Below are 19,314 nucleotides of genomic sequence, written 5' to 3'. Positions count from 1 at the left end.
AAACTGAAAACGAAACCCGAACCGGAAACCAAACCCGTGAACGCAATGTCTCCCGTCAGCGCGGACGGACCGCGCGTCATCCGGCTCAATCCGAGCGACAACGTCATCGTCGCCGCCTCGAAGATCGCCGCCGGCACCGCCGTGCCGGGCGAGGGCGTGACGACCACCGGCGACATCCCCTCCGGCCACAAGATCGCGACGCGGCCTGTCGCCAGGGGCGAGGAGATCCGCAAGTACGGCCAGATCATCGGCTTCGCCGCCGTCGACATCGCGCCCGGCGACCACGTCCACACGCAGAACTGCGTGATGGGCGATTTCGCCCGCGACTACGCCTTCGGCGCCGAGGCCAAGCCGACGGCGTTCGTGCCCGAGGCCGAGCGCGCCACCTTCCAGGGCATCGTCCGCCACGACGGCCGCGTGGCGACGCGCAACTACATCGCCATTGTCTCGACGGTGAATTGCTCGGCGACGGTCGCGCGCATGATCGCCGCGCACTTCACCACGGAGCGCCTTGCCGCCTTTCCGAATGTCGACGGCGTCTCGGCCTTCGTGCACGGCACCGGCTGCGGCCTCGCCGATGCCGGCGAGGGCTTCGAGACCCTGCAGCGCACCATGTGGGGCTACGTCCGTCATGCGAACTGCGCCGGGGTGGTGCTGGTCGGTCTCGGCTGCGAGGTCAACCAGATCCGTTTCCTGATGGAGGCCTACGATCTGCACGACGACCGCCGCTTCCAGCACATGACGATCCAGGAGTGGGGCGGCACGCGGAAGGCGGTCGAGGAGGGCATCCGCCGTGTCGAGGCGATGCTGCCAACCGCCAACGCGGTGACGCGCGAGACGGTCTCGGCCGAACATCTCTGCCTCGCACTGCAATGCGGCGGCTCGGACGCCTATTCCGGCATCACCGCCAATCCGGCCCTGGGGGCGGCCGCGGACCTGCTGGTTCGCCACGGCGGCACCGCGATCCTGGCCGAAACGCCGGAGATCTATGGCGCCGAGCACCTGCTGACCCGCCGCGCGCCCGATCGCGCCGTCGGCGAGAAGCTGGTCGAGCGCATCCGATGGTGGGAGGACTACACCGCCCGCAACGGCGGCGACATGAACAACAATCCCTCGCCCGGCAACAAGGCCGGCGGGCTGACGACGATCCTGGAGAAATCGCTGGGCGCCGCCGCCAAGGGCGGCACGACCGACCTGGTCGGGGTCTACAAGTACGCCGAGCCGGTAACCGCCAAGGGCTTCGTGTTCATGGATTCGCCGGGCTACGACCCGGCCTCCATCACCGGCGAAGTCGCCTCCGGCGCCAATATCGTCTGCTTCACCACCGGTCGCGGCTCGGTGTTCGGCTTCAAGCCGGCTCCCAGCGTCAAGCTCGCCACCAACACGGCGATGTACGAGCGCATGGCCGAGGACATGGACATCAACTGCGGCGAGATCCTGTCCCATGGCGTCGGCGTTCAGGACATGGGCCGGCGCATCTTCGACCGGCTGCTCGCCGTCGCCTCCGGCGAGAAGTCGAAAAGCGAGGAGCTCGGATTCGGCGACAACGAGTTCACGCCCTGGGTCATCGGCGCCACCATGTGAGCGCCATTGTGTCCGCAAGGACACGGACTGCGGAATCCGCGCCGACGGGTCTTGGTCGGCGTGGCACGGTGCCACTAGTATCGGCGCGCGTTCGGGGGCGGCAGCCTTCGTGTGGGTAGCCCAGCAGACGATGGGCACAGGTAGTGGCGTAGGACAGGGGCCGATGTTCGGGGCAATCCAGAAGGTTATCCGCAACCTCAAGGCGGAGTCTGAGCCGGTGTTCGACGCCACCGATCCGCGTGTCGCGACCGCCGCCCTCGCCGTGCACGCGATCGCCGTCGACGGCATCGTCGACGAGCCGGAGAAGGTCAAGCTGCGCCTGCTCATGCAGCAGAAGTTCGACCTCAACGACGACGAGACGTCCCGGCTGATCGCCGAGGCGCGCCGTCGCGATCTGGAGGCGATCGACCTCTACGCCTTCACCAGCGTCCTGAAGCGGGCGCTCGACGAGGACGGCCGACGCGGCGTCGTCGAGATGCTGTGGGAACTCGTCTATGCCGACGGCGAAGTCCACGAGGTCGAGGACAACTTCATCTGGCGCGTCGCCGAACTGCTCGGCATTTCGTCGCGCGAGCGCATCGCCCTGCGCAAGCGCGTCGAGCACGCCCCCGACCACATGCCGAAGAACGACTGAAGCGGTTCGGTGCGAGCGGTTTCACGCGATTTCCTTGAGTCCGCACGTCAAACCCGCTACCCAATCGTCTGTTTTCTAAGCAGGCATCTTGCCGTCGGCGGGGCGAGCAGGACGGAGGTCTCATGACCGCAAGCCGTTTGAAGGGAAAACGGGCATTCATCACCGGCGCGGCCGGCGGCATCGGCAGCGCGATCGCGCACGCCTTCGTGTCCGAGGGCGCCCGCGTGATGCTGACCGACCTGGATGGCACCGCGGTCCAGGCCCTGGCCGGCAGGGTCAACGACGACGCGCCCGGCGCGGCCGCCTTCTGCGCCCACGACGTGACGTCGGAGAGCGGATGGGCCGAGGCGCTGGAGACAGCGAACGCGGCCCTCGGCGGCATCGACGTTCTCGTCAACAACGCCGGCATCTGGGCCGTCGGTTCGGTGGAGGAGACGGACCCGTCCGAGTGGCGCCGCTGCATGGGGGTCAATCTCGATTCGGTCTATCTCGGCATGCGGCTCGCGATCCCCTATCTGCGCGAGAGCCAGCCCGCCTCGATCGTCAATGTCTCCTCGGTGTCCGGCCTCGTCGCCGGCCACAATGTCGCCGCCTACAACACCGCCAAGGCGGGCATGTGGATGCTGACCAAGTCCACGGCGCTGCATTGCGCCCACCGCGGCGACGACATCCGCGCCAACTCGATCCATCCCACCTTCATCGAGACCGGCCTGCTGCAGGACGTCTTCGCCCGTGGCGGCGAGCGGCAGCCGCTGACCGACGACCAGAAGGGCAAGCTCACCCGGCAGATCCCGCTGAAGCGGCTGTGCACGGTCGAGGATGTCGCCTACGCGGCCATCTATCTGGCAAGCGACGAATCCCGTTATATGACCGCCTCGGAAATCAAGCTCGATGGGGGCCTCAGCGCCATGTAGTCTGGGCGCCGAAACCATGCCGCAACCGATTCTCATCGTTCTGCACCAGGAAGGCTCGACGCCCGGCCGCATCGGCCAGGCCCTGCAGCGGCGCGGCTACGAGCTCGACATTCGCCGCCCCGTTCTTGGAGAACCGCTACCGACGACGCTGCGCGCCCATGCCGGTGCGGTGATCTTCGGCGGGCCGCAAAGCGCCAACGACGAGCACGACTACATCCGCCGCGAGATCGACTGGATCAACGTGCCGCTGAAGGAAAACGCGCCGTTTCTCGGCGTCTGCCTCGGCGCGCAGCAGATGGTGAAGACGCTTGGCGGTCAGGTCCGCCCGCATCCCGAGGGCTGTGCCGAAGTCGGCTACTATCCGCTGCGCGCGACCGAGAGCGGGCGCCGGATGATGGACTGGCCCGGAATGGTCTATCAGTGGCACCGCGAGGGCTTCGACGTGCCCAAGGAGGCCGAGCTTCTGGCCAGCGGCGACATGTTCGAGAATCAGGCGTTCCGTGTCGGCACCTGCGCCTTCGGCGTCCAGTTCCATGCCGAGTTGACGCTGGCGATGATGCATCGCTGGACCGTGCGCGGCGCCGCCCGGATGGACATGCCCGGCGCCCAGCGCCGCCGCGACCACTTCGAGGGGCGGTCCGTCTTCGACCCAGACATCCGCCGCTGGCTCGAGGATTTCCTCGATCTGTGGCTCCGCGCCGATCCGCGCCGGCACGCCCAGGCTGCCGGATAGCCGCCGAGTAGCGAGCCACCCGGTTTTCGCATTTTGCAAATTGCCTCGCAGATTGCGAAACGCGGCTTAAGCATTCGCCGACTTAAGGCACCATATATTGCGCCGCCATGTCCAACACCCGCCATATATCGCGCGAAGATTCGTTTACCTTAACTGGCAAGCCGATTGCAGGGATATGGCCAGGCTGGCATCTGGTCGTGCGTAGTCAGCCCGGACTGGATGGGGGGTAGCGATGATCGCGACCCCTTTCCGCTACCTCCCATCCCATTTCCCTCTTCTCTCCGCTCCCTCCAGGCCGGCGCATGGCGCCGGCAACGAGTCCGGCTCGGCAGCTAGCGGGATGGATGGAGCATGCGGAAACGGGACCTTCGCCGGAGCCGGCATGGCCCGAAGCGCCACGGCGCGACGAACGGAACCGTCAGCGCTGGTGCGGCGCCGGAACGGCGTCAGTCTGAGCGATTTCGATAAACCGAGAAGACCTAGGTGAAACCAATTCACCCTGCGAGGGGATTGGTGGAGCCGAGGGGGGTCGAACCCCTGACCTCCGCATTGCGAACGCGGCGCTCTCCCAACTGAGCTACGGCCCCAAGGTACCTGGGTGGCGGGATTTAGGATCGCGAGCCCCCCGCTGTCAAGCGAAACACCCGATTCAATGTTTTCCGAGGGTTGCGGTGGCGTATTGGGACCGCTAGATCGTTTGTCTGCCAAACGCGGGTCAATCGAATCATGCGCGCCATCCTCGATGTCATTCTGATCGCCCTCCAGCTCTACGTCTGGATTGTCATCATCTCGGCGATCTTCAGCTGGCTCATCGCTTTCAACGTCGTCAACACGCGCAACCAGTTCGTCAGCATGGTTGGCGAGGCGCTGTGGCGCCTGACCGAGCCGGCATTGCGGCCGATCCGGCGGTTCATGCCCAATCTCGGCGGCATCGACATCTCGCCGGTGATCCTGCTGCTGCTGATCTTCCTGATCCAGCGCATCATCTTTCTCTACATCTATCCCGCGGTTTTCTGAGCCGCTTTGTCCGCCGATCACGCTCGCGACTGGTTCAAGGCGGTTTCCGGTGGTGTCGACATACACGTACGGCTGACGCCGAAAAGCAGCCGCGACCAGATCGACGGCTTGATCGGGCTCTCCGATGACAGCCGGGTGCTCGCCGCCCGCGTGCGCGCCGTGCCGGAAAAGGGCGCGGCCAACACGGCGCTGGAAAAGCTCCTGGCCAAGACACTGGGTGTCGCGCGCGCGACCGTCACCGTCGCATCCGGCCACAAGGCAAGGCTGAAGACGGTGCATGTTGCCGGCGACGTGAGGGAACTTGAGGGCGCGCTCGGCGCGCTCGGATCGAACAGCGAGGGGGACCGTTCATGACGGCACGAATCATCGACGGCAAGGCGACGGCCGCAGCGCTTCGCCAGGACGTGGCCAAGGCCGTTGAGACGCTCAAGGCCGATCATGGCGTCACGCCGGGCCTGGCGGTCGTCCTCGTCGGCGAGGATCCCGCGAGCGCGGTCTATGTCCGCAACAAGGGCAAGCAGACCGTCGAAGCCGGCATGAACTCCTACGAGCACAGGCTCGACGCCGCGACCAGTGAGGAAGAGCTGCTCGACCTCGTCCGCAAGCTCAACGCCGATCCGGCCGTCAACGGTATCCTCGTGCAGTTGCCGCTTCCCGCGCAGATCGATTCGGCCGCGGTCATCGCCACGATCGACCCGGCCAAGGACGTCGACGGCTTCCACGTCATCAATGCCGGCCGGCTGGCCACCGGCCTGCCGGCGCTCGTGCCCTGCACGCCGGTCGGCTGCGTCATCCTCGCCAGGCAGGTCCACGCGGATCTCACCGGCATGGAGGCCATTGTCGTCGGCCGCTCCAATATCGTCGGCAAGCCGGTCGCCCAGCTCCTGCTCAACGAGAACTGCACCGTGACCATCGCCCATTCGCGCACGCGCGACCTGGCCGGGGTCTGTCGCCGCGCCGATCTGCTGATCGCCGCCGTCGGCCGCCCCGAGATGATCAGAGGCAACTGGATCAAGCCGGGCGCCACCGTCATCGACGTCGGCATAAACCGCGTCCCGAAGGACGACGGCAAGACCCGCCTGGTCGGCGACGTCGCCTACGACGAAGCGCTGAAGGTGGCGGGCGCCATCACGCCGGTGCCCGGCGGAGTCGGCCCGATGACCATTGCCTGCCTGCTGCGCAACACGGTGGAAGCCGCGTGCCGGCAGAACGGTATCGAGCCGATTCTCTAGGGAAGGTCTTCGAGATCCGGGCGTTTCCGCCCGTTGGTTTCGAGCCGAAACGATCCGGGGATTACGATTTCGTGCCGGCGCGCTCGATCGACTCCGTGATCAGGCGCCGGGCCTCGTCGGCGTCGCCCCAGCGGACGACCTTGACCCACTTGCCGTTTTCGAGGTCCTTGTAGTGCTCGAAGAAGTGCTGGATCTGCTTCAGCGTGATCGCCGGCAGGTCTTCGTAGGTATGCACCTTGTCGTAACGCCGGGTGATACGATGGACGGGCACCGCGACGATCTTCTCGTCCAGGCCCTTCTCGTCCTCCATGAGCAGAACCCCGATTGGCCGGCACGGCATGACGGCACCGGGAACGATCGGCCGCTGGTTGGGTACCAGCACGTCGATCGGATCGCCGTCCTCCGATAGCGTGTGCGGCACGAAGCCGTAATTGCCGGGATACCGCATCGGCGTGTAGAGGAAGCGGTCGACGAACATGGTGCCCGCCGCCTTGTCCATCTCGTATTTGATAGGTTCGCCGCCCACCGGCACTTCTACGATGACGTTGATTTCCTCGGGCGGATTGGCGCCGATCGGCACCGCATCGATACGCATGATTCACTCCTGCTAGGGATTATTCGGCAGAGTACTGGCAGGAACAGGCCGGAAAAGGCAATCTGAATATTCGGGCCGGATTGCCGCACGGGAATTGACCAGGAGGCCGCATTGCGCGCAAAAAATCGAGCGATTCCCGCGGGAATTGTGTCCGCGATCATGGCTTTTGCCTTTGCTACCCCGCTTTTCGCGGCCGGTCCCAGCAGCGTCTATTCCAAGATCGATCTCGATCGATGCAGCATTTTCAGGCAGGATCAAATTTCGGGCTCCGCGTCGTGGATGTGCCCGGCGATCCCCAATCAGGCGGTCTGGGTGGCCGAGGGCGACCTCCGCTTCTTCGTCTCGTTCGGCAAGGCGGCGGAGGTCCAGGTCGCCGCCGGACAGACCTTGCCGCCCTTCAACCGGATCAATGATACCCTGGAGTGGCGTCTCGGCCCGGACGGCGAGGCTTTCGCGACGATCCTGCGCTGGTTCACCGAATTCGATGACGGCCGTGAAGGCCAGGTCCTCGTCGTCACCAAGGTCTCCGACTTCGGCACCTGCCACATCGCCTATGTCGATGCACTCGCCAACAAGGATGCCAACGCGCTCGCCCGCCAGGCCGCCGACACCATGAGCGCCGGTTTCGATTGCGAAACGCAGCAACCCGTGGCGGTCGGCAATCCGGGCTGGAGCCTGGGCAACTGAGCTCGGCCGTGCGACGCCGCTTCCGCATTTGGGCGCTCTTCATCCTGGTTCTGCTCGCCGCGCCTCGGCACGGGCTGGCCGGCCCGGCCTTCACCCATTTCGACGTGATCGCGGACGTGGACTATGGCGACAGCGTCTGGCAGACGATGGACGTCTACCTGCCGCCGGATTCCGGTGGAGCCGGAACCGCCGGGCCACCCGTCATCCTGATGGTTCATGGCGGCGCCTGGACGACCGGCGACAAGCGGACCGAATCCGTGGTGGCCAATAAGGCGGCGCATTGGCTCGGTCGCGGCTACGTCTTTGTTTCCGTGAACACGCGGCTCGTCCCAGAGGCCGATCCAATCGAGCAGGCCGGTGACGTCGCCAGGGCGCTGGCCGCAGCCCAGTCCATGGCCGGCGTCTGGGGCGGCGGTCCCGATCGCTTCGTCCTGATGGGCCATTCCTCGGGCGGACATCTCGTCTCGCTTCTCGCAGCCGATCCGGCCCTCGCCGCCGCGCACGGCGCCAGCCCCTGGCTCGGCACGATCTCCCTCGACGCGGGCGCGTACGACGTCGTCGAGATCATGGGTCGGGGCCATGCCGACGTCTTCGACCGGGCCTTCGGGGCCGATCCGGCGTTCTGGAAGGCGGTCTCGCCGATCCACAGGTTAGCCGCCAAGCCCGCGCCGATGCTTCTCGTCTGTTCCAGTCTCGGCGGCCGCTCGTGCGGCCAGGCGGCCGCCTTCGCCGCCGCTGTCGAACGAAGCGGAGGCACGGCCGATGTCATGCCGGTGAAGCTGCGCCACATGGCGATCGACAGCGACCTGGGTCTGCCCGGCGCCTATACGGACGGTGTCGATGGCTTCCTGCACGCGCTCGGGCTGCCGTAGTACGGCCCTCTTCATTCTCCGCTCGTTCCCGCGCAAGCGGGAATCGCGCACCGCGCGCCACTACCCTGTCGCAACCTCACGCCCGCTTTCGCGGGAAACGCGCGTGGAAAGTTCAGCGATACGGGACGGCGCGGCCTGGCTAGCGCCAGGCGAACGCGATCTTGGATAGCTTGGCGTCGCCGAAGGGCTCGTAGGTGCGTGCGACCTCTATGCCGCCAAGCGCTCCGTAGAAGTGGCGCGCCTGCGTGTTCTCCTCGAGCGCCCAGACGACGAGCCCCTCGAGCCTGTTGGCACCGAGCACCTTGCGCGCCTCCCGGAACACCCGTCGGCCCAGGCCTATGCCCTGATGGGTCGGCCGAAGATAGAGTTCGTAGATCTCGCCGCCATAGGACAGCCGCTTCACCCTGTTGGGACCGAGCGTCGCGTATCCGGCGACCTCGCCGTCGAAAGCCAGCACGAGCGTTCCTGCGCCGCCGCGCGAGGTCAGGCGGCTCCAGTAGGCCGGACCGCGCCGGGCCATCATCTTTTCCAGCGTCACCGCCGGGATGATGCCGCGATAGGCCGTCGCCCAGGCTTCGTCATGGACCTCCGAGATCCCGACGGCGTCTTTCGCAGTAGCCGGTCGTACGTCGATGACGACGGTGCTCATGGTTAAAAGGTAGCGCCGCGCCGCAGCCCCGGCAATCGGTGACATGCGGTCAAACGGCACCATGAGCGGTTTTGTCGCCGAGGCGTTGCCTCAAAGCCGCAATGCCAGCCTCGCGTCAGGCCACCGCGCCGGCTTCGCGGGCCCGTTCCGCCCGCTTGCGTTCGTGCGGATCGAGCAGCGCCTTGCGCAGACGGATCGACTCCGGCGTGACCTCGACCAGCTCGTCGTCGTCGATCCAGGCAAGCGCCTTTTCGAGCGTCATGCGGATCGGCGGGGTCAGCCGCACGGCCTCGTCCTTCGACGTGGTGCGGATATTGGTGAGCTTCTTGCCCTTGAGCACGTTCACCTCGAGATCGTTCTCGCGGGTGTGCTCGCCGACGATCATGCCCTGATAGACCTTCCAGCCCGGCTCGATCATCATCGGGCCGCGATCCTCCAGGTTCCACAGCGCATACGCCACCGCCTCGCCGGCCTCGTTGGCGATCAGCACGCCGTTGCGCCGGCCCGGCAGCTCGCCCTTGTAGGGCGCGTAGCCGTGAAACAGCCGGTTCATCACCGCCGTGCCGCGCGTATCGGTCAGCAGTTCGCCCTGATAGCCGATCAGCCCGCGCGTCGGCGCGTGGAAAACGAGCCGCTGGCGGTTGCCGCCGGACGGGCGCATCTCGATCATGTCGGCCCTGCGCTCGGACAGCTTCTGCACGACGACGCCGGCATGCTCCTCGTCGACGTCGATGACGACCTCCTCGATCGGCTCGAGAAGCTGGTTCGTCGCCTCGTCGCGCTGCAGGACGACGCGGGGACGCGACACGCCGAGCTCGAAGCCCTCGCGGCGCATCGTCTCGATCAGGATGGCGAGCTGCAATTCGCCGCGGCCGGACACGACGAAGGAATCGCGGTCTTCGGTTTCCTCGATCTTCAGCGCGACGCTGCCTTCGGCTTCCTTCAACAGGCGGTCGCGGATGACGCGGCTCGTCACCTTGTCGCCTTCGGTGCCGGCGAGCGGGGAATCGTTGACGCGGAAGGTCATCGACACGGTCGGCGGATCGATCGGCTGGGCCTGCAGCGGCGTCTCGACCTCCGGCGCGCAGAACGTGTCGGCGACGGTGCCCTTTTCCAGTCCGGCGATGGCGATGATGTCACCGGCCTCGGCATGGTCGACGGCGGTGCGGTCGATGCCGCGGAAGGCGAGGATCTTGGAGACCCGGCCCTGCTCGATCAGCGTTCCGTCGCGCGACAGCACCTTGATCGCCTGGTTCGGCTTGATCGAGCCGGAGCTGACGCGGCCGGTGATGATGCGACCGAGATAGGGATTGGCTTCCAGGATGGTGCCGAGCAGGCGGAACGGGCCCTCTTCCACCTGGGGCGGGGCGACGTGCGTCTGCACCAGCTCGAACAGCGGCTCCATCGAGCCCTGCCCCTCGGCCGGCGGCTCCGGGCTGTCGGCCATCCAGCCCTGCTTCGCCGAGCCGTACAGGATCGGGAAATCGAGCTGCTCGTCGGTCGCGTCGAGCGCCGCGAACAGGTCGAACACCTCGTCGATGACCTCGTTCGGCCGGGCGTCGTGCTTGTCGACCTTGTTGATGGCGACAATCGGCTTAAGGCCGATCTTCAGTGCCTTGCCGACCACGAACTTGGTCTGCGGCATCGGGCCTTCGGCCGCGTCGACCAGAACGATCGCGCCGTCCACCATGTTGAGGATGCGCTCGACCTCGCCGCCGAAATCGGCGTGGCCCGGCGTATCGACGATGTTGATGCGCGTATCTTTCCAGACGACCGAGGTCGCCTTGGCCAGGATGGTAATGCCGCGCTCGCGTTCCAGGTCGTTGGAATCCATGACGCGCTCGGCGACGCGCTGGTTTTCGCGGAAGGCGCCAGCCTGCTGCAGCAGGCAGTCGACGAGGGTCGTCTTCCCATGATCGACATGGGCGATAATAGCGATATTGCGGAGTTGCATGATCTCAGAGCCAAAAAACGGGCAGAGGCCAATAGGCCACGCCCGTGTGTTGTGTTGCGGCGCAATATAGCGATTGTATGCGGCGACGGAAAGCCGAAACGACAATCGGATTATCTAGCGATCATCGCAGACGCCCACCGCCGCCGGCGCCGTCCTTCGTTCTTCTGCCGAAACGGCTGTCACGCGCCCCAGCACCGGGTGCGCGATTCAAGGGCGGCCGACGAGGTCTGCACCACCAGATGCGGCCGGCTCAGACCGGCGGCACGCGGGGCACGGAGCCGCTTTCGGCGGGTCTGGCCGCGTCGCGCGTGCGCCAGTTGGCTTCGCCGAGCATCATCAGCTCGCCGATATTCTCCTGACTGACGTAACCGATAAGCCGGCCATCCCGATCGGTAACGCCGAAGATCGCCGCGCCGGCCTGCTGCATGGCGTTGAGCGCCCTGTCGAGGCGCATGCCGCTGGCTACGGTCAGCGGCTTGCCCGTGGCCGCCTCCAGCACCGGCGTGCGCGAACCGGTCGCCTTCAGCGCGTGGATCATTTCCGAGCGCGTCAGGAAAGCGCGCAGATGCCCACCGCCGTCGACGATCGGGAACTCGCTCTGGGTGGTGCGGATCAAGGCCTCGGCGGCATCGTCGACCGTCTCGTCGGGCCTCAGCGTCTCGAAGCTACGGATCATCGCGTCGTCCACGCGGATCTTGCGGCCAAGCGCCATCAGCCCCTCGCTGGCGGCCTCCGCGGTGGCGGCGAGATAGACGAAGATCGCGATGAAAACGAGGATCGCGTTGCCGCCGATGAGGCCCATGAAGCCGAAGAAGAAGGCCAGCGCCTGGCCGATCGAGGCGGCGACCTCGGTCGCGCGGAACCGGTCGAGCCGGAAGGACAGCGCGGCCCGCAGCACCCGTCCGCCATCCATCGGGAAGGCCGGGATCAGGTTGAAGACGACGAGGAAGATGTTCACGGCGGCAAGCCGCTCGAAAAAGCCGATCTGCGGGTTCTCGACCTGCTGCAGGGCGGCAGGATCGGCGGGGAAGCCGAAGATGAGGATCAGGATGACGGCGATCACCACGTTCACTGCCGGCCCCGCCGCGGCGACGACGATCTCCTGTCCGGGCTTTTCCGGAAAGCGCTCGAGACGGGCGAGCCCGCCGATCGGCAGCAGCGTGATGTCCTTCGTGCCGATGCCGTAGTGGCGGGCGGCCATCGCGTGGCCGAACTCGTGCAGCACAACGCACAGGAACACCGCGGAGATAAAGAGGACGCCTTCGATTGCCGCCGCCGCGCCGCCCTGGATGTAGTGGGCGACGCCGATCCAGGCGAGCAGCAAGAGGAAGGTCAGATGGATGCGGACGTCGGTGCCGGCGATCCGGCCGACGGTGAGGGACCAGGGCATGGGACGATCCTGACGATCTCTTTTCGGCTCAGGGCGATACGCGACGCCCTGGACAATGATGTAGTCTCCCTGGCCGCACACGCAAATGCGCCCGGTCCCGTCCGGCGGCCCGTCCGGCCGATCGTCACGCCGGGGCGAAGGAGTCCGCGCGCGCTTCCTGCCAGTACCTGCCAAGCGGCGTTTTCCGGCGACCATCGAGCAGCGAGCCGGGCTCGATGAAGGTGTAGAGATCGTCCAGAGGCTTCGCCTCGACGGCGTTGATACGCCGGAAGATATGGGCCGGGGTAAGCTGGCCGGGATGATCCAGCCCGGCGGCGCCGACGACCTCGGCCAGCGCGTGCAGTGTCTCGCGCTGGAAATTGTGCACTCGCCGCGCCTTGTCCTCGACGACCAGCCCACGCTGGCGCAGCGGATCGTGCGTGGTCACGCCCGACGGGCACTCGCCGGTATGGCAGCGCATCGACATCACGCAGCCCAGCGAGAACATGAACGCGCGGGCCGCGTTGCACCAGTCGGCGCCGACCGCCATGTTGGCGGCCAGATAGTGGGCGGTCGACACCTTGCCGCTGGCCGCCAGCCTGACCTTGTCCCGCAGCCCGGTGCCAACCAGCGCGTTCCGCGCGAAGATCAGCCCCTCGCGAAGCGGCGTGCCGATGTGATCGGAGAACTCGACCGGCGCCGCGCCGGTGCCGCCCTCGGCCCCGTCAATGACGATGAAGTCGGCGAGGATGCCGGTTTCGTTCATCGCCTTGCAGATCGCCAGCAGCTCGTGCGGCTGGCCGATGCACATCTTGAAACCGACCGGCTTGCCGCCCGACATCTCGCGTAGCGTCGCGATGAATTCCATCATCTCGATCGGCGTCGAGAAGGCCGAATGGGCGGGCGGCGACAGGCAGTCCTGGCCCGTCGGCACCATGCGCGTGGCGGCGATCTCCGCGGTGATCTTCTCCGCCGGCAGCAATCCGCCGTGCCCCGGCTTCGCCCCCTGGCTGAGCTTGATCTCGATCATCTTCACCTGATCGGACACCGCCTGCTCGGCGAAGCGCTTGGGATCGAAGCGGCCGGCCTTGTCGCGACAGCCGAAATAGCCCGAACCGAGTTCCCACACGAGATCGCCGCCGTTCTTGCGGTGATACGGACTGATCGAGCCCTCGCCGGTGTCGTGATAGAAACCGCCGAGCTTGGCGCCGAGATTGAGCGCCTCGATGGCGTTCGCCCCGAGCGCGCCGAAGCTCATCGCCGAGATGTTCAGGAGCGAGGCGGAATAGGGCTTGTCGCATTGCGGCCCGCCGACCTCGACGCGGAACGTGTTCGGATCGACATGGCGCGCGGCGATGGAATGGCTGAGCCACTCGTACTCGTCGCTGTAGACGTCGAGCTCGGTGCCGAACGGATGGACGTCGACGTCGTCCTTGGCGCGCTGGTAGATCAGCGAACGATGCTCGCGCGAATAGGGACGGCCTTCGAGATTGCTCTCGACGATATACTGGCGCAGGAACGGACGAAGTTCTTCCGAAACCCACCGCACCAGCGCGATCACCGGATAGTTGCGCATCAGCGTGTGACGGGTCTGGAACAGGCTCCAGATGCCGACGACGCTCAGGACGAGAAGCGGATAGAAGGCCCAGCGGACATGCCAGCCCTTCGTCAGCAGGACGAATGTGACCGCCGTCGCGATCAGGATGGCGACGAAAGTTCCGTAACGCGTCAGAAGCGTCACGGGATGGATGAGCATCGTCGTTCTGAGTTTCACGGGGCGTTCCTCCCGGCACATGGCGTCGGCTGGCAATGCCGATGCGTCACTTTGTACCGGTAGGAAGTTGACTCAATATAAACCGCCCCGAAACCGATTCGTCCGGGGCGGTCTGAGAAAGGCGATGCCGGAGGGTCTAGCGAAGCGTCTCGAGGTAGCGAAGAACCCGTGGGTCGGCTGACGATTCCGCGCCACCGGGTGCGGCAAATCCGATGTCCTTGCGGGTCCGCTCGTCGAGACCGGACAGAATCCTGAGGGTCCGATAGAGGCGCCACCAGGCGAACACGCGCATCGCGGCACCGCGCAGATACCCGGCGACGTCGGCGGAGCGGACGGTCGGCTCGAGGACGGTGTTGGTGGCAGTCATCGCAATCTCCATCGCTTGATCGATGGACCGACTGTCTCCGATGCCCGTGAGCGCGCCGTCCGCCGAGACCCGAAAAAATGTGAAACGCCGCCGCGCCGGCGTGAAAAATCCGCTAAAAATGACGTTCGCGCTGCGCGGGGCGATCGAAATGACCGGACGCGAAGACACCCAATTGCACATCCGCACGCTCGGCGGCCTGGACGTGACCGTCGCCGGCGCCCCCGTGCGCGTGCCCACCCGCAAGGTGCAGCTGCTGCTTGTCGCGGTGGCGATGGCCGCGGCAATGACCGCCAGCCGCGAGCGCCTGATCGGCCTGTTGTGGAGCGACAGAAGCGACGCCCAGGCGCGCGGCAGCCTGCGTCACGCGCTCGCCGCCCTGCGCAAGGCGCTGCCGGATCCCTCCACCCTTGTGGCACCTTCGGGCAGCGTCGGCCTCGATCCCGCGAAGACGGAATGCGACGCCGCGCGGTTTCTGGCGCTTGCATCCTGCGATCCGGCGTCGGCGGCCGACCTCTATCGCGGCCCCTTCCTGGCCGACTGCGACTTTCCCGACTCAGCCTTCGAGGACTGGGCCCTGGCCGAGCGGCGCAGCCTGCACGCCAGGGCCCAGGCGCTCGTCGACGCGTTCGATCCCGTCGGCGCGACGGGCACCGGACGCGAGGCGGTCGCCGGGCTCGCCGGGCGCCTGCTCGAGACCGATCCGGCCTGCGAGGAGGCCCACCGGGCGCTGATCCGCCGCGATATCGCCGAGGGCCGTCGCAATGCGGCGCTGCGCCAGTACGAAGCCTGCCGACAGGCAACCCTGGATGCGCTCGGCGCCGAGCCGGAGGAGATGACCCGCGCCCTGATCCAAGCGCCGGATCGGAACAACGGACACCCGGAAACCGACCGCTCGGAAGTTCGCCCGCCGGAGGACGGTTCCGAGACATCGACCCATCCCTCGATCGTCGTGCTCCCGTTCAAGAACCTGTCGAGCGATCCCGAACAGGGTTTCTTCGCCGATGGCGTCGTCGAGGAAATCACCTCCGTCCTGTCGCGGGTCCGCGACTTCTTCGTGATCGCCCGGCAGACGGCCGAGACGCTGCGCGACTCCACGATGGACACGCGCGAGATCGGCCGCGCGCTCGGCGTGCGCTATATCCTCGAGGGCGCGGTGCGCCGCTCCGGCGATCGGGCCCGCATCACCGTGAGGCTGATCGACGCCGGTACCGGGACGCAGATCTGGTCGGACCGGTTCGACGGCGACGCCAAGGACGTCTTCGATTTCCAGGACGAGGTGGCCGCGTCGGTCGCCGGGGCGCTGCATCCCTCCTTGCGACAGGCCGAGATCGAGCGTGCGCTGCGCAAGCGGCCGGAGAACCTACAGGCCTACGACCTGATCCTGCGTGCCTATCCGCATTTCTGGGCGCATACCAAGGCCGACAACGCGGAAGCCGCGGTCCTGTTCGAGACGGCGCTCGAAATCGAGCCGAGGAACGGCCTCGCCACGGCCATGCTGGCGTGGTGCCGGGTGCAGGACGTCGCCTACATGTGGAGCGAAGACCCGGAATCCGACCGGTCGAAGGGGATCGAACTGGCCCGTCGGGCGGCCGCCATGGCCGACGACGACCCCGCCACGATGGTCGCGGCGGCGGCGGCCCTGACGATCAGCTCGGCCGACTTCGCGCTGGCGCAGACGCTGCTCGAGCGCAGCCTTCGGATCGATCCGAACAACGCGTGGGGCTGGATGCGGCTGGGATGGCTCTATCACTACGACCATCGGACCGAAGAGGCGATCGCCGCGTTCGACCGCGCCCTGCGGCTCAGCCCGTACGACCCGTTCGCGTTCAACATTCTGGTCGGCAGCGGCGTCGCCCGCCAGATCCGGGGCGACTACAAGGAGGCGGTCGCGTTCGTCGAAGCGGGCCTGCGGTCGCGACCGACCATGCTATGGGGCTACCGCGGTCTCGCCTCGACGGCTGCCACGGCCGGAGACATGGACAAGGCCAGGGCGGCGATGCGCAAGCTGCTGGAGGCCTATCCGGACCTTACGATATCCAGCCTCAAGAAGGCTGTTCCGATGACCCTGCAGAAACACGGCGTCTACTGGGAAGGCCTGCGAAAGGCCGGCCTTCCCGAGGAATAGCGCCGTCTGGCGAAGGGCCTAGCCGCGCCGCTTCCGCGCCGCCAGCGTGCGAAGCCGCAGCGCATTGAGGCGGATGAACCCGGCCGCGTCCTTCTGGTCGTAGGCGCCACGGTCGTCCTCGAAGGTGACCAGCTCCTCCGAATACAGCGACTGGTCGCTCTTCCGGCCGACGACGGTGACGTTGCCCTTATAGAGCTTGACGCGGACGGTGCCCTCGACGGTCTCCTGGCTCTTGTCGGCCATCGCCTGGATCATCTCGCGCTCCGGCGAGAACCAGAAGCCGTTGTAGATGAGCTCCGCGTAGCGCGGCATCAGCTCGTCCTTCAGATGCGCCGCGCCGCGGTCGAGGGTGAGCGATTCGATCGCCCGGTGGGCATGGTGCAGGACCGTGCCGCCCGGCGTCTCGTAGACACCACGGTTCTTCATGCCGACGAAGCGGTTCTCGACCATGTCGAGCCGGCCGATGCCGTTGTCGTGACCGAGCCTGTTCAGCTCGGTCAGAAGGGTCGCCGGGCTCATGGCCTTGCCGTCGATGGAGATGGGGTCGCCCTTCTTGAAGCCGATCTCGATATAGGTCGGCTTGTCGGGGGCCTCCTCCGGGCTGATCGTGCGCTGATAGACGTATTCCGGCGCCTCCTCGAACGGATCCTCGAGCACCTTTCCTTCCGAGGAGGAGTGCAGGAGGTTGGCGTCGACGGAGAACGGCGCCTCGCCGCGCTTGTCCTTCGGCACGACGATCTGGTGCTCCTCGGCGAAGTTGATCAGGTCGGTGCGCGACTTGAAGTCCCACTCGCGCCACGGCGCGATCACCCGGATGTCCGGATCCAGCGCATAGGCCGACAGTTCGAAACGCACCTGGTCGTTGCCCTTGCCCGTCGCGCCGTGCGCGATGGCATCGGCGCCGGTGGCATGGGCGATCTCCACCAGCCGCTTGGAGATCAGCGGCCGGGCGATCGAGGTGCCGAGGAGGTAGACGCCCTCGTAGAGCGCGTTCATGCGGAACATCGGGAAGACGTAGTCGCGCACGAATTCCTCGCGCAGGTCCTCGATGTAGATTTCCTTGATTCCGAGCATCTCGGCCTTGCGGCGCGCCGGCTCCAGCTCCTCGCCCTGGCCGAGATCGGCGGTGAAGGTCACCACCTCGCAGCCATAGGTTTCCTTGAGCCATTTCAGGATGATCGAGGTGTCGAGGCCGCCGGAATAGGCAAGCACCACCTTCTTGACGTCTGTCATAACTGTCCTCGTGACGCACCGGGCAGGGCCGGCATGGCCGGATTTTCTACAGGCCCGGCTTATAGGACGCCGCCCCCTTTTTCCGCAAGCACGGCGCTGGCAGGGCCGCCTGCGATGCCGTCCGGTCGGAACGACGGCGCCGGGCGGATCCCCGCGCTTGCCGGCCTGTCTATTTCCTGCAACGGTCCGGTCGCCCCGACCCTGTATCCCCGGTCGGATGTCCAATCACCCCGTTCGGAGCCCAACGATGCCGTCGATCGACTTCTGGTACGAGTTCGCCTCCAACTACGCCTACCTCGCCGCGGCGCGGATCGAGGCGCTGGCGGACAGGGCTGGCGTCACCGTGCGCTGGCGGCCGTTCCTGCTCGGCCCCGTCTTCGCGGCGCAGGGCCTGAACACCTCGCCCTTCAAAATCTACCCCATCAAGGGCCGCAACATGATCCGCGACATGGAGCGCCAGTGCGCGGCGATCGGCCGGCCGTTCCGGCTGCCGGATCCGTTTCCGCAGAACGGTCTGAGCGCCGCCCGCATCGCCCTCGTCGCTATCGACGAAGGGTGGGGGCCGGCATTCACCAACGCCGTCTATTCCGCCGAATTCGTCGAAGGCCGGACGATCTCCGACAAGACCTTGCTCGCCGACATCGTGACCGGTCTAGACCGCGATCCAGACGCCGTCTTCGCGGCCGCCGAGACGCCGGACAACAAGGCCCGTCTGAAGGCCCAAACCGAGGAGGCGCTGCGGATCGGCCTGTTCGGCGCGCCGACATTCGTCACCGAGGACGGGGAACTGTTCTGGGGTAACGACCGGCTCGAGCAGGCGCTGCATTGGGCCAGGCACGGCTCGCTGTCGGGCCTGTAGAGTCCGCTTGGCAGGCCGGTCGGCGCTGCGTTAGAGCTCGGAGATGGAAGGTATTGCCATGAACGACTGGTTTCCGAGCCTGGCCGTCCTTGCCGCGTTCACGCCGGCGGTGCTGATCGTCGCGTTGACGCCGGGCCCCGACATGACGCTGTTCCTCGGCAATGCCCTGGCGCAGGGCCGCCGCGCCGGCATTGCCACGCTCGTGGGCACCAACGCCGGGCTGGTCGTCCACGCCCTGTTCGCCGCGTTCGGTCTGTCGGCGTTGCTGGCCGCCTCGGAGACCGCCTTCAGCGTCGTCCGGTTCGCCGGCGCGGCCTACCTTCTGTGGCTCGCCGTTCAGGCGATCCGGCACGGCTCGTCGCTGACGCTGCAAACCGCCGGCAGGCCCGCAAAGCGCACCCATGACATCGTCCTGACGGCCTTCGGCGTGAACCTGCTCAATCCGAAGATCGTGCTGTTCTTCGTGACCTTCCTGCCGCAGTTCGTCTCTCCGGCCGATCCGCATGCGGCGCACAAGCTTCTGTTCCTGGGGCTGTATTTCATCGCGGTGTCGCTGCCGCTGTGCATCGGCCTCGTGCTGGCCGCCGACCGGATCTCGGCCGGGCTGAAGCGCTCGCGCAGAGCGATGCGGGCCTTCGACTATCTGTTCGCCGGGATCATGGGCGCCTTCGCCGTCCGGCTGATCGCCGCGCGCGCCACCAACGGCTGAACGATCA

Annotated in this window: 19 protein-coding genes and 1 tRNA gene; 12 read left to right on the top strand and 8 right to left on the bottom strand. The window is 66.6% G+C overall.

The genetic code is table 11. The annotated features are described in order from the left end of the window. The first annotated feature begins 45 nt into the window (after window positions 1-45). The 4 genes from MUB46_RS10760 to MUB46_RS10745 all read left to right on the top strand — a co-directional run bounded on the left by MUB46_RS10760 (window position 46) and on the right by MUB46_RS10745 (window position 3,865). Window positions 46-1,584, top strand: a complete 1,539-nt coding sequence (locus MUB46_RS10760) for a UxaA family hydrolase (protein WP_261616060.1) — start codon at window positions 46-48, stop codon at window positions 1,582-1,584. Window positions 1,585-1,747: 163 nt separating this feature from the next. Next, the gene (locus MUB46_RS10755) at window positions 1,748-2,218 is read left to right on the top strand and encodes a tellurite resistance TerB family protein (RefSeq protein ID WP_261615896.1); all 471 of its coding nucleotides are present in this window, start codon (window positions 1,748-1,750) and stop codon (window positions 2,216-2,218) included. A 122-nt stretch (window positions 2,219-2,340) separates the two neighbouring features. Next, window positions 2,341-3,132 (top strand): glucose 1-dehydrogenase, encoded by a 792-nt coding sequence (locus tag MUB46_RS10750; RefSeq protein WP_261615895.1) that lies wholly within the window; start codon window positions 2,341-2,343, stop codon window positions 3,130-3,132. Between the two features lie 16 nt (window positions 3,133-3,148). After that, window positions 3,149-3,865, top strand: coding sequence for a glutamine amidotransferase (locus tag MUB46_RS10745; RefSeq protein ID WP_261615894.1), 717 nt, complete (start codon window positions 3,149-3,151; stop codon window positions 3,863-3,865). 511 nt (window positions 3,866-4,376) lie between these two features. Here the strand turns inward: MUB46_RS10745 and MUB46_RS10740 are convergent. Beyond that, window positions 4,377-4,452, bottom strand: a tRNA-Ala gene (locus MUB46_RS10740). A gap of 139 nt (window positions 4,453-4,591) precedes the next feature. Between MUB46_RS10740 and MUB46_RS10735 the strand changes: the two genes are divergently transcribed. From MUB46_RS10735 to folD, 3 genes are read left to right on the top strand one after another with little or no spacing between them, the layout of a single operon-like run. Next, window positions 4,592-4,882, top strand: a complete 291-nt coding sequence (locus MUB46_RS10735) for a YggT family protein (RefSeq protein WP_261615893.1) — start codon at window positions 4,592-4,594, stop codon at window positions 4,880-4,882. A 6-nt stretch (window positions 4,883-4,888) separates the two neighbouring features. Next, window positions 4,889-5,236 carry a DUF167 family protein gene (locus MUB46_RS10730; RefSeq protein WP_261615892.1) on the top strand — a complete coding sequence of 116 codons (348 nt, stop codon included), beginning with the start codon at window positions 4,889-4,891 and terminating at the stop codon, window positions 5,234-5,236. Next, window positions 5,233-6,114 (top strand): bifunctional methylenetetrahydrofolate dehydrogenase/methenyltetrahydrofolate cyclohydrolase FolD, encoded by an 882-nt coding sequence (gene folD, locus MUB46_RS10725; RefSeq protein WP_261615891.1) that lies wholly within the window; start codon window positions 5,233-5,235, stop codon window positions 6,112-6,114. Before MUB46_RS10730 ends, folD begins: the two co-directional genes overlap by 4 nt. Before the next feature lie 61 nt (window positions 6,115-6,175). Here folD and ppa read toward each other — a convergent pair whose 3' ends face one another. Next, window positions 6,176-6,709: an inorganic diphosphatase gene (gene ppa / locus MUB46_RS10720; protein ID WP_261615890.1), complete on the bottom strand. Its 534-nt coding sequence runs from the start codon at window positions 6,707-6,709 to the stop codon at window positions 6,176-6,178. A gap of 159 nt (window positions 6,710-6,868) precedes the next feature. Between ppa and MUB46_RS10715 the strand changes: the two genes are divergently transcribed. Together MUB46_RS10715 and MUB46_RS10710 are read left to right on the top strand one after the other, a co-directional pair. Further along, window positions 6,869-7,396 (top strand): hypothetical protein, encoded by a 528-nt coding sequence (locus tag MUB46_RS10715; RefSeq protein ID WP_261615889.1) that lies wholly within the window; start codon window positions 6,869-6,871, stop codon window positions 7,394-7,396. Between the two features lie 8 nt (window positions 7,397-7,404). After that, window positions 7,405-8,268 (top strand): alpha/beta hydrolase, encoded by an 864-nt coding sequence (locus tag MUB46_RS10710; RefSeq protein WP_261615888.1) that lies wholly within the window; start codon window positions 7,405-7,407, stop codon window positions 8,266-8,268. Between the two features lie 139 nt (window positions 8,269-8,407). Here MUB46_RS10710 and MUB46_RS10705 read toward each other — a convergent pair whose 3' ends face one another. The 5 genes from MUB46_RS10705 to MUB46_RS10685 all read right to left on the bottom strand — a co-directional run bounded on the left by MUB46_RS10705 (window position 8,408) and on the right by MUB46_RS10685 (window position 14,381). Next, window positions 8,408-8,917 carry a GNAT family N-acetyltransferase gene (locus MUB46_RS10705; RefSeq protein WP_261615887.1) on the bottom strand — a complete coding sequence of 170 codons (510 nt, stop codon included), beginning with the start codon at window positions 8,915-8,917 and terminating at the stop codon, window positions 8,408-8,410. A 115-nt stretch (window positions 8,918-9,032) separates the two neighbouring features. Beyond that, entirely contained in the window at window positions 9,033-10,871 is a 1,839-nt protein-coding gene (gene typA / locus MUB46_RS10700; RefSeq protein ID WP_261615886.1) for a translational GTPase TypA, read from the bottom strand. A gap of 250 nt (window positions 10,872-11,121) precedes the next feature. After that, the gene (locus MUB46_RS10695; RefSeq protein ID WP_261615885.1) at window positions 11,122-12,261 is read right to left on the bottom strand and encodes a site-2 protease family protein; all 1,140 of its coding nucleotides are present in this window, start codon (window positions 12,259-12,261) and stop codon (window positions 11,122-11,124) included. Window positions 12,262-12,385: 124 nt separating this feature from the next. Continuing rightward, window positions 12,386-13,996 carry an FMN-binding glutamate synthase family protein gene (locus tag MUB46_RS10690; protein ID WP_425256254.1) on the bottom strand — a complete coding sequence of 537 codons (1,611 nt, stop codon included), beginning with the start codon at window positions 13,994-13,996 and terminating at the stop codon, window positions 12,386-12,388. A gap of 154 nt (window positions 13,997-14,150) precedes the next feature. Continuing rightward, window positions 14,151-14,381 (bottom strand): DUF1127 domain-containing protein, encoded by a 231-nt coding sequence (locus MUB46_RS10685; protein ID WP_261615883.1) that lies wholly within the window; start codon window positions 14,379-14,381, stop codon window positions 14,151-14,153. A 148-nt stretch (window positions 14,382-14,529) separates the two neighbouring features. Between MUB46_RS10685 and MUB46_RS10680 the strand changes: the two genes are divergently transcribed. Then, on the top strand, window positions 14,530-16,506 hold the full coding sequence (locus tag MUB46_RS10680) for a BTAD domain-containing putative transcriptional regulator (RefSeq protein ID WP_261615882.1): 1,977 nt from the start codon (window positions 14,530-14,532) through the stop codon (window positions 16,504-16,506). 18 nt (window positions 16,507-16,524) lie between these two features. Here the strand turns inward: MUB46_RS10680 and MUB46_RS10675 are convergent, their stop codons facing one another. After that, window positions 16,525-17,802 (bottom strand): argininosuccinate synthase, encoded by a 1,278-nt coding sequence (locus MUB46_RS10675; RefSeq protein ID WP_425256253.1) that lies wholly within the window; start codon window positions 17,800-17,802, stop codon window positions 16,525-16,527. Window positions 17,803-17,986: 184 nt separating this feature from the next. Here MUB46_RS10675 and MUB46_RS10670 point away from each other — a divergent pair, with 184 nt between their 5' ends. Together MUB46_RS10670 and MUB46_RS10665 are read left to right on the top strand one after the other, a co-directional pair. Then, complete coding sequence (locus MUB46_RS10670; protein ID WP_261615880.1) at window positions 17,987-18,598, top strand: 2-hydroxychromene-2-carboxylate isomerase; 612 nt, start codon at window positions 17,987-17,989, stop codon at window positions 18,596-18,598. 58 nt (window positions 18,599-18,656) lie between these two features. After that, complete coding sequence (locus tag MUB46_RS10665) at window positions 18,657-19,307, top strand: LysE family translocator (RefSeq protein WP_261615879.1); 651 nt, start codon at window positions 18,657-18,659, stop codon at window positions 19,305-19,307. Window positions 19,308-19,314: the final 7 nt, after the last annotated feature.

Source organism: Microbaculum marinisediminis, from assembly GCF_025397915.1.
Classification (GTDB): domain Bacteria; phylum Pseudomonadota; class Alphaproteobacteria; order Rhizobiales; family Tepidamorphaceae; genus Microbaculum; species Microbaculum marinisediminis.
This window is presented reverse-complemented; position numbering and strand designations above follow the sequence as displayed.

Excerpts from the sequence above, each read along its gene's own strand:
- MUB46_RS10760 (WP_261616060.1), top strand. The coding sequence starts at position 46 with ATGTCTCCCGTCAGCGCGGACGGACCGCGCGTCATCCGGCTCAATCCG.
- MUB46_RS10755 (WP_261615896.1), top strand. The coding sequence starts at position 1,748 with ATGTTCGGGGCAATCCAGAAGGTTATCCGCAACCTCAAGGCGGAGTCT.
- MUB46_RS10750 (WP_261615895.1), top strand. The coding sequence starts at position 2,341 with ATGACCGCAAGCCGTTTGAAGGGAAAACGGGCATTCATCACCGGCGCG.
- MUB46_RS10745 (WP_261615894.1), top strand. The coding sequence starts at position 3,149 with ATGCCGCAACCGATTCTCATCGTTCTGCACCAGGAAGGCTCGACGCCC.
- MUB46_RS10735 (WP_261615893.1), top strand. The coding sequence starts at position 4,592 with ATGCGCGCCATCCTCGATGTCATTCTGATCGCCCTCCAGCTCTACGTC.
- folD (WP_261615891.1), top strand. The coding sequence starts at position 5,233 with ATGACGGCACGAATCATCGACGGCAAGGCGACGGCCGCAGCGCTTCGC.
- ppa (WP_261615890.1), bottom strand. The coding sequence starts at position 6,709 with ATGCGTATCGATGCGGTGCCGATCGGCGCCAATCCGCCCGAGGAAATC.
- MUB46_RS10715 (WP_261615889.1), top strand. The coding sequence starts at position 6,869 with ATGGCTTTTGCCTTTGCTACCCCGCTTTTCGCGGCCGGTCCCAGCAGC.
- MUB46_RS10705 (WP_261615887.1), bottom strand. The coding sequence starts at position 8,917 with ATGAGCACCGTCGTCATCGACGTACGACCGGCTACTGCGAAAGACGCC.
- typA (WP_261615886.1), bottom strand. The coding sequence starts at position 10,871 with ATGCAACTCCGCAATATCGCTATTATCGCCCATGTCGATCATGGGAAG.
- MUB46_RS10695 (WP_261615885.1), bottom strand. The coding sequence starts at position 12,261 with ATGCCCTGGTCCCTCACCGTCGGCCGGATCGCCGGCACCGACGTCCGC.
- MUB46_RS10690 (WP_425256254.1), bottom strand. The coding sequence starts at position 13,996 with ATGCTCATCCATCCCGTGACGCTTCTGACGCGTTACGGAACTTTCGTC.
- MUB46_RS10685 (WP_261615883.1), bottom strand. The coding sequence starts at position 14,381 with ATGACTGCCACCAACACCGTCCTCGAGCCGACCGTCCGCTCCGCCGAC.
- MUB46_RS10680 (WP_261615882.1), top strand. The coding sequence starts at position 14,530 with ATGACCGGACGCGAAGACACCCAATTGCACATCCGCACGCTCGGCGGC.
- MUB46_RS10670 (WP_261615880.1), top strand. The coding sequence starts at position 17,987 with ATGCCGTCGATCGACTTCTGGTACGAGTTCGCCTCCAACTACGCCTAC.
- MUB46_RS10665 (WP_261615879.1), top strand. The coding sequence starts at position 18,657 with ATGAACGACTGGTTTCCGAGCCTGGCCGTCCTTGCCGCGTTCACGCCG.